Genomic DNA, 12,701 nt, shown 5'->3' with positions numbered 1-12,701 from the left:
TTCTTTTATAACTGTATACAGACGAGGAAGGCACTTCGTTCAAATATTATTTTAGTTTTTTTATAATCTTTGCAGGATTCCCGCCAACTACTACATTATTAGGCACATCTTTCGTTACGACAGCACCAGATGCGATCACCGCATTGTCTCCAATTGTTACACCTGGATTAATAATTGCTCTTCCGCCAATCCATACGTTATCGCCAATTGTAACTGGTTTTCCGTATTCTGATCCGCTTATACGCTCAATTGGATCAAGTGGGTGCGTTGCTGTATAAATGTGAACACCTGGAGCTAACATACAGTTCACTCCGATTGTTACCGGGCATACGTCTAGAATCGTACAGTCAAAGTTCGCGTAAAAATTTTCACCGACATGAATGTTATAGCCGTAATCACATCTAAAAGAAGATTCAAGATGAATATTATCTCCTGTCGTTCCGAATAATTCTTTTACGATTTCGCTACGCTCTTTCAATTGCTCTTCTGGCGTATCATTTAATTTTCTCGTTAATATACGTGCTTGCTCTCTTTCTTGTACTAAAACTGGATCAGCCGGTATGTACATTTCTCCTAGTATCATCTTTTCCTTTTCTGTTTTCATCATACTATCCCCTTTAACTTATATATATAAGTTCATGATATCATAAAAAAGAAAGGCCTGAACATTTTTCGTTCAGACCTTTCTCTCTTAATCTTCCATCGTTGATAAGTCACCTGTTGGTAAGTTTAACTCCCACGCTTTTAATACGCGGCGCATAATTTTACCACTTCTCGTTTTCGGTAATTTATCTCTAAATTCAATTTGTCGTGGCGCTGCATGAGCTGCTAGGCCTTTCTTTACAAATTGACGAATTTCTTCTTTTAATTCATCAGATGGTTCGTATCCTGCTCGAAGTGCGATAAATGCTTTAATAATTTCGCCGCGCACCGGATCAGGAATACCAATTACACCAGCTTCTGCAACAGCAGCGTGCTCAATTAATTTACTTTCTACTTCAAACGGACCAACGCGCTCACCTGACGTCATAATTACATCGTCAATACGCCCTTGGAACCAGAAGTATCCATCTTCATCCATATAGGCAGAGTCACCTGATACGTACCAATCTCCCGGCATGAAATAAGATTCATATTTTTGCTGGTTATTCCAGATCCCACGCATCATAGATGGCCAACCTTTCGCAATTGCTAAGTTACCCATTGTGTAAGGAGGCACTTCATTTCCTTCATTATCAACAATCGCTGCTTTCACACCTGGAATTGGTTTACCCATTGAGCCTGGACGGATTTCCATACAAGGGTAGTTACAAATAACTTGTCCACCTGTTTCTGTCATCCACCACGTATCATGAATACGAAGTCCAAATGCGTTCATACCCCAACGAATTACTTCTGGATTTAACGGCTCACCAACGCTTAATACGTGGCGCACTTGTGATAAGTCATATTTTTTAATTGCGTCTTGTCCAGCTCCCATTAACATACGGAATGCTGTTGGTGCGCTGTACCAAACCGTCACACCGTAATCTTGCAGTGCTTCATACCAAGCTTCTGGACTAAAGCGTCCACCTAAAATAACGTTTGACGCTCCAACTAACCACGGTGCGAAAATACCGTAAGCTGTTCCAGTTACCCAGCCCGGGTCAGCAGTACACCAATATACATCGTCTTCTTTTAAATCTAATACCCACTTCGCCGTTTGATAGTGCTGAACCATTGCGTTTTGCGCATGAAGCACACCTTTTGGCTTACCAGTAGAACCAGACGTGTAATGTAGAATCAAGCCGTCTTCACGGCCTAACCATTCAATATGTAATTCTTTTGAAGCTTGTTCAAATAAAGGATTGAACGCTACCGTTTTACCGCCTTCTTCTACATTATCTCCAACAAGGAAAACTGTTTTTAAAGCCGGTAAATCATTTAATGGTACGCGCTCTAACAATTCAGGCGTTGTAATTAACACCTTTGCTTCGCTATCTTCTAAGCGATCGCGAACTGCGCCTTCCATAAATGCTTCAAATAGCGGTCCAACAATTGCTCCTAATTTCACTGCACCTAAAAGTGCGAAATATAACTCTGGAGAACGTGGCATAAAAATAAAAACGCGATCGCCTTTTTCTACATCGCCATAATTCTTAAGGACGTTTCCTGCTTTATTAGAAAAATCCTTCATTTCCTTAAATGTATATTTCTCTTTTCGCGATCCATCTTGATAATAAAGAGCTACTTTATTCTTTCGATCGGATTTCGCATGCTTATCAATTGCCTCATACGCCATATTTACTCGGCCTGTTTCATTCCAAGTAAAGTTTTTATTAACCTCTTCCCAGTTAAAATTCGCGTATGCCTCATCATAATTCGGCAAATTATTTTCTCCTTTAATGACAGGAAGCGTTTCTACTTTCATACTTTACATCCCCCTCCTATGTATTCTATTATCTATTATAATGACATTATTTAAAATTTTCAGTATATTTGTTGATTTTTAGACAAATTTTTAATGACAAATTTCGATTCACATCGCATATATTATAAAGTACGATATTAATAGATTCACAAACCCTCAAGGTGGTGAGCAATACATTGATTCATAAAAAAATATATAATGCTAGAAACTTAAAAACAGCGAAAGGCACTTTAATTATTGAAGGTCCTGTCTCTACACATAACTTAGAAATGTATGAGTTTCATCCAGACTTAATTGCGTTTCGTCCTGCCGAGCAACAATATAAAGCAATTGTCGAAATTTCTAAATTACCAGAAGCTCGTCTCATTATTGCTAGACATGACCAAACAATTGTTGGATATGTTACATACTTGTATCCTGATCCACTTGAACGATGGTCAGAAGGAAAAATGGAAAACTTAATTGAGCTTGGGGCAATTGAAGTAGTCCCAGCCTTCCGCGGGAGTTCTGTCGGAAAGAACTTACTAGAGGTTTCTATGATGGACGATTATATGGAAGATTACATTATATTGACGACTGAATATTATTGGCACTGGGATTTGAAACAAACAGGATTGAATGTGTGGGAATACCGAAAAGTAATGGAGAAGATGATGAATGCTGGCGGGTTACAATGGATGGCTACAGACGATCCTGAAATTTGTTCACATCCTGCCAACTGTTTAATGGTCCGCATCGGTAAACGCGTTGATACGGATTCTATTCAAGCTTTTGATCGTCTACGTTTTCACAATCGTTTTATGTATTAATAAAGGGGGCAACTGGAATGATTGTAGAAGAAATTATGAATCAAAATGTAGTTACATTGCATCCAAACGATACAATCGAAACAGCAATCCGAACGATACGCACGAAAGGCATTCGGCACATTCCAATTGTCGATCAAAATAATCACGTCGTAGGCATTATTTCTGATCGGGATGTAAGAGATGCAAGTCCGTCTATTCTAGATGAACAAGTTTCAATCGATATGCTACAGCAACCGCTCGAACTTATTATGAAACATCCTGTTATGACTTGCCATCCTCTCGATTTCGTTGAGGAAATTGCTACTTTATTTTTTGAAAATAAAATTGGCTGTCTTCCTGTTACAAAGGCTGGGAAGTTAGTTGGAATCATTTCTGAATCTACAGTACTGCACACATTAGTAAAATTAACAGGAGCACATCAACCAAGTTCGCAAATTGAAATTCAAGTAAAAAACGAACCTGGTATTCTTGGAAAAGTCGTTGCTATTTTTAGTGATTTACAAATAAATATCGTGAGCGTTCTCGTCTACCCAGCAAAAGACGAGAATGATAAAGTACTCGTTTTCCGCATTCAAACGATGAATCCTCTAAAAGTGATTGATGCACTTGAAGCAGAAGGTTACCGCGTATTATGGCCAAACATCATGGGGATGCAGGCATGAGTAGCGCGTTTATTTATTCGGATGACTTTCGGGGCTATTCATTTAGCCCTGATCATCCTTTTAACCAACTGCGCGTCACACTTACGTATGATTTATTACAAAAGGGCGGTTTCATCTCTCCCTCTCAAATCATCTCACCACGGATGGCTACAGATGAAGAGATCGCCTACGTTCATACAGAGGAGTACATAAATGCGGTAAAACGTGCTGGAGAAGGAAAGTTAGAAAAATCAATTGCAATGACATATGGACTCGGAACAGAAGATACACCGATGTTCCCAAATATGCACGAAGCAAGCGCATTGCTCGTTGGCGGTACGTTAACAGCTGTCGATGCTGTTCTTTCCGGAAAAGTAAAACACGCGCTTAACTTAGGAGGCGGCTTACATCATGGCTTCCGTGGTAAAGCATCTGGCTTTTGTATTTATAACGATAGCTCCATAGCAATGAAATATATTCAAAAGAAATACGGTTTACGCGTCTTATATATTGATACAGATGCTCATCACGGTGATGGCGTACAGTGGTCGTTTTATGATGACCCTAACGTATGCACCATTTCACTGCATGAAACTGGTCGTTATTTATTCCCTGGAACTGGCGCTGTAAACGAACGTGGCCAAGGTAATGGTTATAGTTATTCTTTTAATGTTCCACTCGATGCTTTTACAGAAGATGAATCGTTCTTAGAATCATATCGAACTGTTGTAAAAGAAGTTGCAGCGTACTTTAAACCGGATATTATTTTAACGCAAAATGGTGCTGACGCACATTATTATGACCCACTTACACATCTTTGTGCGACAATGAATATTTACCGCCAAATACCGAAGCTCGCTCGTGAAATTGCTAATGAATATTGCGAAGGTCGCTGGATCGCTGTCGGCGGTGGCGGCTATGACCATTGGCGTGTCGTACCAAGAGCATGGGCACTCATTTGGCTCGAAATGAACAACATCCAAAACATCTCAGGTTATCTCCCTCCAGAATGGATTGAAGCTTGGAAAGGACAAGCAGAAACAGAACTTCCCCTCACATGGGAAGATCCAGACAACATGTATAAACCTATCCCCCGTAAACCAGAAATTGAAGAAAAAAACGCATTAACTGTAGCGAAATCCCTTGAAATTATTCGGAATAATATGACAAAATCTTTATACTAAAAGAAAAGGAGGCTCGTTTTTGAATAGCCTCCTTTTATTTAAAGCTTGCTATTATTGTCGTTTTCTGTCGGTAAGTCGATATATTTTAATAATCGCTGATATATTCCGAGTTACGCCGATATATTTTGATAATCGCTGATATATTCCGAGTTGCGCCGATATATTCTAATAATCGCTGATATATTTTCATTTTATAACAGTCTGGCCCAACTTTTATGAGAAAAGGTCGTGATATTATGTGGACACAACAAATAATCAACACGAAACGCGGTACATTTGAACTCTTTACAAAAGGAAATGGCGAATCGCTTTGTATTACACATCACTATTCACAATTTAATGAAACTGGTGATTACTTTGCGGATGTTTTTACTGCTACGCATCGTGTATTTCTCATTAATTTACGAGATACTGGTCGCTCTGTAACCGCCCAGTCAGAAAACGAATTAAGCATGATTGAAACAATCCACGACTTAGAAGCAATACGAGAAGCATTACAACTTCCAACATGGCATTTCGCCGGTCATTCAACAGGTGGTATGCTTGGACTTTTATATGCGATTACATATCCAAATTCCTTACAATCATTAGTCGTAGCAGGAGCTGCAGCAAGTAACTATACCGAAACACCATTTTGCATTTATCACCCAGCACATCCACAGTTTCATTATATGCAAAAACTCATCGAAAACTTAAAAAGCCCTCACCTTACAAGTAAAGAACGAAAAGAACTATCTACTGAGAGAACAAAATTATCATTGTATAAACCAGAAAACTACAACTCTTATTTTTGTAAACCAATCAATAAAACAATGTCCGTTAGCCGGATGAACGCTTTCGCCAATGAATATCCTTCATTTGATTTAAGAGAGTATTTACCTTTCATCCAAACAAAGACACTTATTATATGCGGAAGATATGATGTGCAGTGTCCAGTTCAATATTCTATCGAGATACATGATGGGATACGTAATTCTATCTTCATTCCATTCGAAAACAGCAACCATTATCCTTTTTTAGAAGAAGCGACCCTGTTTACTTCTACTACTCAAATATTTTATAAATCGTTACGCCAGTACCGTTATTATTAAGGAAAGCTCACAGTCTCTATAAGACTATGAGCTAAATTTTCAGAAGAAATATTTCGTACTATATAAAAATAAAAGATAAAAGGAAAAGAGCACCAAACCTACATCAAACAACACTGACTTTTTATCTCCTTCTTTTAAACCTATCGTAATATTAAAAATGCTTCTAACTATCCAACCTAATACTAAAAATAACCAGCCGAAATGATCATTTGTATAATCTTTATCATAAAACATTTGTATTGCACCAATAATTAATAAAATAATTATAATATTAGTTCCAATCCTTAAGACCTTGTTTGATTTATTATCTTGTAATGTATCTCCCAAAATGTAGCACACCCTCTCATGCTCTACTATGTTTTATCTCTCTTTATATCTTAACACGAATTACCTATTATTTCCTTTTAACAAATAACATAAAAAACCTGCCAATTACTCGGCAGGTATATTACACGTTAAAACGATAACCAGCTCCCCATACTGTTTCAATATATTGCGGGTGAGCAGGATCTCTTTCAATTTTTTCACGTAGCTTTCTAATGTGGACGACAACAGTGGCTAAATCACCAGCGGAATCTAATCCCCAAATGCGTTCAAATAACTGTTCTTTATTTAATACTTGGTTTGGATGTGTGACAAAGAATGTTAATAAATCAAATTCCTTCGTTGTAAACGCAACTTCTTCATTGTTTATAAAAACTTTTCTCGCTCGTTGATTGATAGAAATTCCGTGAATATATAACGTATCACGTTGCTTACTTACATTTCCTAATAATCTTTCATAACGGGCAATATGTGCTTTTACTCTTGCGACTAATTCACTCGGGCTAAACGGTTTCGTTATATAATCATCCGCTCCTAATCCGAGTCCGCGAATTTTATCTATATCTTCTTTTTTTGCTGAAACAAGTAGAATCGGAATATCTTTTACAGCACGTATTTGTTTACAAATTTCGAATCCGTTCATTTTCGGAAGCATAATATCTAAAATAATTAAATCATAGTCTTCTTGCAAGGCTGTTTGTAAACCTATTTCTCCTGAATGCTCTACATCAACTTGGAAATCATTAATTTCTAAATAATCTCGCTGTAATTCTGCAATACTTACTTCATCTTCTATTAATAAAATTCTTTTCAATTTACTCACCACATTCCTCTACTTTTTCCAATGAGAAGAAAATGCTTGTGCCTTTACCAAGCTCGCTTTCCGCCCAAATTTCCCCGCCATGTTCTTCAACAATTTGCTTCGCTATTGCTAAACCAAGTCCACTTCCACCTGTGCTAGAATTCCGCGATTGCTCTGCACGATAAAAACGTTCAAAGATATACGGCAATGTATCAGATTCTATACCTGATCCGTTGTCCATCACTTTCACAATAATTTTATTATTATCACTCGATACTGTTACAGTAATTTTCTTCTCTTCTTTATCCATGTATTTCACACTATTATGAATTAAATTTGATATCACTCTATTGATTTTTTCGCAATCAGCCGTTACATATAGTGGTGATGCATGTAACTGTAGGCGCACTTCTATACCTTCTTCACTTAAATCCATCTGCATCTCTTCTATTAATTCTTGCATAAACGTATTCAATTCAACTGTTTCAAACTGGAATGGAACTCGATTCAAATCGAGCTTCGAAAATAAAAATAGTTCATCAATGAGTGTGTCCATATGTTTTGCCTTCGTATGGATAGTTGTTAAATACTTATCCATTTTTTCTGGCGTATTTGCTACCCCGTCCTTTATTCCTTCTACATATCCTATAATTGATGTAATCGGTGTTTTTAAGTCATGAGAGATGTTTGAAATAAGCTCTTTTCGATTTTCTTCATACTGTGTTTGCATCTCTATCGATTCTTTTAATCTCTTCCTCATTTCCTCAAACCCTTGATTTAATTGCCCTATTTCGTCGTGTGATGTAATTGGTATTTGAAAATCTAAATTTCCTTCTTTAATTTTCTCCGTTGCGCCTTTCAATACAAAAATTGGTTTTATTACACTTCTTGAAACGAGGTAACTTAATAATCCAATGAGTAAAATGGCTAGTAGTAAAAGCGATACGAATAAGATTGGAAATAATTTTTGTGTAAGATCTACAAATGAACTTTGCTTTTTTAATACAAATATACTTCCCTCTTCTTCCTGAGGAAAATAAAAATCAAACTTTACATATCGATAAAATGTATCGCCTAGTTCCGTTGTACCACGACTATTAATATTTGCTGATTCAAATTTCGGAAGGGCTTCTTTTAAAGATACACTTTCAAATACGTTTGAAGCATATGAAAGTGTTTCTCCTTTTCTTACTACTATTTTCACACCCTCTTTTTCTATTGCTGAGACAAACGACTCATCTAACAATTGAGATTGATGCTGTTTCGCTGCTGACTTCAACTCAAGATAGGCATTCTCTTCTTCTGGTGTAAGCGGCTTTTGAATGTAAGAACTTTTATAGAAATTTTTCACTGCTTCCAAGTCACCTGTTATCGAAAAAACGATTAAAAATCCCGTGACTAATATAAGCGTAATGGAAACGAGGATAACAGCAATATAAGAAAATAAAAACCTTGTTTTAATAGACATATCTTAAATCCTCACTTTATCAAACCTTATTATTTATAAGCATAAAAATATATGTTCAATTACTCAAGCAATTTTATAGTAATTTTAGCGTCAGTTTATAAAAATTTAATGTTCCTATTTTACAGTTGAAATTAGGAGGTTGAAATTCCATGTTCAAAAAAACATTCAGTATGATATGTTGCGTAATTTTTTTACAAGGATGCTCGCAAGAACAAGAAGTAAAAAAGGAGATGATAAACATGGAGACTGCACTACTAGCAGCTACTGAAAAAAATGAAACGAATACTGTTATATCTTTACTAAAACAAGGCGCAAATATAAATGCGACGGATAGTCAAGGACACACTCCGCTTATGATTGCTACATACAAAAATGATGTAAAAACCGCAAAGGCACTTATCGAAGCTGGTGCTGACGTAAATATCCAAGATAACATGAAAAATAATCCCTTTCTATATGCCGGTGCGGAAGGTTACTTAGACATTTTAAAACTAACAATTGATGCTGGTGCAGATCCTACGATTACAAATCGTTACGGCGGAACAGCTCTTATCCCAGCCTCAGAACATGGCTATATTGACGTTATAAAAGAACTCCTCACTCGAACAAATATTGATGTAAATCATGTAAATAACCTGGGATGGACAGCTTTAATGGAAGCCATCGTACTAAGTAACGGAAACGAAACACAGCAACAAGTCATTCGCCTTCTTATTGAGCACGGTGCAGATGTAAATATTCCAGACAATGATGGTGTTACTCCGCTAGAGCATGCTCGCGCTCATCACTTTGAGGAGATAGAGAAGATTTTGTTAGAGGGGAATAAGTAAAAAATGTACTAAAAAATCCGAAGCGCTCATCACTTCGGATTTTTTAACAACCTTATTTATCCATAACAACAGGAAGCTGGAATGAAACAATCGTTCCTTTTCCAAGTTCACTTTTTATTTCTAATCCAGTTCCGTATAACTGTTTTAATCGTGCATCCGTATTCAATAAACCTATTCCCTGTTTTTGATTCGGTTTTTTCACTAATATTTCTTTTATTTTTTCATCTGACATGCCTATCCCATCATCCGCAATCGAAATGTTTATAAATCCACTCACACTCTCTATTTTTATATGAATGCTTCCACCCTTTGCTTTTTTTAATATACCATGACGCACAGCATTCTCTACTAATGTTTGAATAGAAAACGGTGGTACTACACATTCTATTCCATCTTCGACTTCCAGCACGCTCTGTATTCTCTTTCCAAATCGCTCTCTTTCAATATAAAGGTATGATTGAAGTAAATCTAATTCATGCTGTATAGGTACGGTTTCCGCTAACACTTCTTCACCAAAACTGGCTCTTAAATACGTTCCAAACTCAACAATTAATTTCTCCATCCTAACAATATCAATTTCACCTAATGCAGCAATCGTATTTAGTGTATTAAAAAGAAAATGCGGCTGAATTTGCGCCTGAAGCCAAGCACCTTCCATTCTTATTCGCTCATGAATTGATTGCTTTAACTCTGTTAATGCATTAATTCTCACTTTTAATTCCAGTGCATCTATAGGCTTTACAATGTAATCATTCGCCCCAGCAAGAAATCCTGTATAAATATCTTCTGGCTGCGACCTAGCGGTTAACAGTACAATAGGCAACTCTGCAATAGAATATTGGGTACGAATCATTTTTGTTAATTCATAACCTGACATTTTCGGCATCATCACATCTACTAATATCATATCCCACTCCATATTTAACCGCTCCAAAACCTCTCTTCCGGTTGTTACCGTTTCAAGTTCATATTCATCTTGTGGTAATATACTCTTTAATACTTTTAAATTTATAGGATCATCATCAACAGCAAGAATTCTCCTTCTATTACCGACTCGATTATCCTTCATTTCAACTTGTTTTAATTCCACTACTTTTTCAATTGTTTCTTTTGACACAATTAGCATCTCTTCTCTTTCAGCAAGTGGTAATGTGAATGTAAAAGTAGAGCCTTTATGTAAAACGGATGTAACAGTAAGTGTTCCCCCGTGCATTTCCACTAATTGTTTACAAATACTTAGCCCAAGTCCAAATCCTCCACTTTCACCATATGAATCACTACCTTGTTCATATGGAAGGAAGATTCGCTTTTGCGCTTCTTTATCAATTCCAATACCAGTATCTGTAACCTGAATAGCCGCGTAATTTTTTCGTTTTTCAACATCAATTGTAATAGCCCCTTCATCCGTAAATTTAACTGCATTATGAAGTAGGTTAAATAAAATTTGAATAAGACGATTTTGGTCAGCTAATACAAATGGAAACCGTTCAGGGATATTCGCGATAATTTGTAATTTCTTTTCTTCTCCAATAAACTTTTGCATATCAATCACCATTGTAATAATTGGTTGCAAATCAACCGGTCTCTTATGAATCGGTATCCCTTTCTGCTCCATTCTTGTAACATCTATTAAATCGTTCAACAAATACGACATACGCCTTCCTATTGTCATTAATAGTTTTAGATGTTGTTTACTTTCACCATTTATCGCTTTCTCTTCATCCATTACACTTTGTGCAATATTCATCATCCCATGTAACGGATTTCTAAGTTCGTGCGCTGTATTTGCTAAAAATTGATCTTTCTTATGATGCTCTTCTTTTAATTTTCCAACCAGTTCACTATTCTCATCACTCGTGCGAAAGAATCGGATAAACCAAAAAGTCGAAAATGATACCATTGCTAAAAAAATATCAAATGGATAAAAATCCGCATCAAATATCCTCGCAAACCCTATGCTATACATGAACGCAAACTCTTTAAAACTCGCACACAATACTCCAGAAGTAGCACTAATCACTGTAAAAAGTAAAAAGATTAAATCATACTTTCCACTTTCCACCACTCGTAAAACAATAATTGCTGTTAAAATGAATGGAATAATAATTGTAAAAAATAATATAAATCCAAAATCTTGCACTAGTCTAGGTGAAGAAAACAATACTACGAAAACATAAATTCCACATAATACGATGGTAAATAAAATAAATTTATTGTCCCCATAACCTCGTAAAAACCTTTTCATATACAGTAAAATAAATAAAGCGAAACCTACAAACGATGTATATATAATTTTCATATATGTTGAAAATTCAAATTCATACAAAGAGAACAAAAAACGTTCATCCGTAATTAAAAATATAATACCTGCAAATATACTACCAAGTGAAAAATATAGAATCTCAACATTTTTCGGCTTCATCACAAAAATGATAAATGCATATATACCATGTAAAAACACTATTGTCGTTGCAATAATTTGCATCATAAGATTGTTAAAGCTATCCTGTACAATAGCATTTTCACTGCCAAAACGCACTCCACCTGTAATCCCGCCATGTTTCGATTCTTGTGTCGTTTTCGTAACAGGAATAAGAAGATTAATTACCCCTTGTTCATTCGCTTTTACCTTTATGACAGTTGGTGTAAGTGAAGTTTTATGTACATCATTCGGTTTAAAAATACTTCCTCTTTCCTGTACAAGTTCTCCATTTACATACAAATCGAACTGATTATGAACACGCTGTATTTTTAAGCCGTAATTTTCATTCGAATTCTTCACTTTGATAGATAGCGCATACGTGCCATATTCTTTTTGATGAGTACGATCAACTCTTTCTTTCCAGTTCCCCGGAACATTAATATATTCATAATCTTTATTATTTTCCTTCATTTGATCCGGGGTAAGTAAAACATTCGGATAAAATTTCCATTCACCATTTAACGTAACTAAATTTTTTTCGCCAAATGTTATATCTGATAAATTTACTATCCCTTCTTCAGCATGTGGTTGATTTATATAAAGAGATTGTTTAAACCAAATGGAACGAAAACCGACAATACAAAGGATAAATAAGAATACTACTATCAATATTTTTCTTTTAGACATACTTATTCCCTCTTTATAAAATTACGGAATCTT

11 protein-coding genes are annotated in these 12,701 nt (G+C 36.0%); 5 read left to right on the top strand and 6 right to left on the bottom strand.

The features are described 5' to 3' along the window. Positions 1 to 46: 46 nt before the first annotated feature. Together AC22L0_RS13390 and acsA are read right to left on the bottom strand one after the other, a co-directional pair. Positions 47 to 607, bottom strand: coding sequence for a maltose acetyltransferase domain-containing protein (locus AC22L0_RS13390; RefSeq protein ID WP_016099034.1), 561 nt, complete (start codon positions 605 to 607; stop codon positions 47 to 49). A gap of 84 nt (positions 608 to 691) precedes the next feature. After that, positions 692 to 2,410, bottom strand: a complete 1,719-nt coding sequence (acsA, locus tag AC22L0_RS13385; protein WP_000862049.1) for an acetate--CoA ligase — start codon at positions 2,408 to 2,410, stop codon at positions 692 to 694. Between the two features lie 176 nt (positions 2,411 to 2,586). Between acsA and acuA the strand changes: the two genes are divergently transcribed. The 4 genes from acuA to AC22L0_RS13365 all read left to right on the top strand — a co-directional run bounded on the left by acuA (position 2,587) and on the right by AC22L0_RS13365 (position 6,135). Then, positions 2,587 to 3,219, top strand: coding sequence for an acetoin utilization protein acetyltransferase AcuA (gene acuA / locus AC22L0_RS13380; RefSeq protein WP_000581388.1), 633 nt, complete (start codon positions 2,587 to 2,589; stop codon positions 3,217 to 3,219). A gap of 17 nt (positions 3,220 to 3,236) precedes the next feature. Further along, the gene (locus tag AC22L0_RS13375; protein WP_000634578.1) at positions 3,237 to 3,881 is read left to right on the top strand and encodes an acetoin utilization AcuB family protein; all 645 of its coding nucleotides are present in this window, start codon (positions 3,237 to 3,239) and stop codon (positions 3,879 to 3,881) included. Beyond that, complete coding sequence (acuC, locus tag AC22L0_RS13370) at positions 3,878 to 5,044, top strand: acetoin utilization protein AcuC (protein ID WP_087967236.1); 1,167 nt, start codon at positions 3,878 to 3,880, stop codon at positions 5,042 to 5,044. The genes AC22L0_RS13375 and acuC overlap by 4 nt, the downstream gene beginning before the upstream one ends. 215 nt (positions 5,045 to 5,259) lie before the next feature. After that, positions 5,260 to 6,135 carry an alpha/beta fold hydrolase gene (locus AC22L0_RS13365; protein WP_100240194.1) on the top strand — a complete coding sequence of 292 codons (876 nt, stop codon included), beginning with the start codon at positions 5,260 to 5,262 and terminating at the stop codon, positions 6,133 to 6,135. Between the two features lie 39 nt (positions 6,136 to 6,174). Here AC22L0_RS13365 and AC22L0_RS13360 read toward each other — a convergent pair whose 3' ends face one another. From AC22L0_RS13360 to AC22L0_RS13350, 3 genes are all read right to left on the bottom strand, one after another. Beyond that, positions 6,175 to 6,462, bottom strand: coding sequence for a hypothetical protein (locus tag AC22L0_RS13360; protein ID WP_000502934.1), 288 nt, complete (start codon positions 6,460 to 6,462; stop codon positions 6,175 to 6,177). 121 nt (positions 6,463 to 6,583) lie between these two features. Next, on the bottom strand, positions 6,584 to 7,273 hold the full coding sequence (locus AC22L0_RS13355) for a response regulator transcription factor (RefSeq protein ID WP_087967478.1): 690 nt from the start codon (positions 7,271 to 7,273) through the stop codon (positions 6,584 to 6,586). A 1-nt stretch (position 7,274) separates the two neighbouring features. Then, entirely contained in the window at positions 7,275 to 8,729 is a 1,455-nt protein-coding gene (locus AC22L0_RS13350) for a sensor histidine kinase (protein WP_000023889.1), read from the bottom strand. Positions 8,730 to 8,878: 149 nt separating this feature from the next. Here AC22L0_RS13350 and AC22L0_RS13345 point away from each other — a divergent pair, with 149 nt between their 5' ends. After that, on the top strand, positions 8,879 to 9,559 hold the full coding sequence (locus tag AC22L0_RS13345) for an ankyrin repeat domain-containing protein (protein ID WP_087967234.1): 681 nt from the start codon (positions 8,879 to 8,881) through the stop codon (positions 9,557 to 9,559). A 52-nt stretch (positions 9,560 to 9,611) separates the two neighbouring features. Here the strand turns inward: AC22L0_RS13345 and AC22L0_RS13340 are convergent, their stop codons facing one another. Continuing rightward, positions 9,612 to 12,668, bottom strand: coding sequence for a hybrid sensor histidine kinase/response regulator (locus tag AC22L0_RS13340; RefSeq protein WP_000044276.1), 3,057 nt, complete (start codon positions 12,666 to 12,668; stop codon positions 9,612 to 9,614). Between the last annotated feature and the right edge of the window lie 33 nt (positions 12,669 to 12,701).

The organism is Bacillus sp. LQ01 (genome assembly GCF_057624735.1).
Note: the sequence above shows the minus strand (reverse complement) of the source record. Positions and strands in the feature narration are given on the sequence as shown.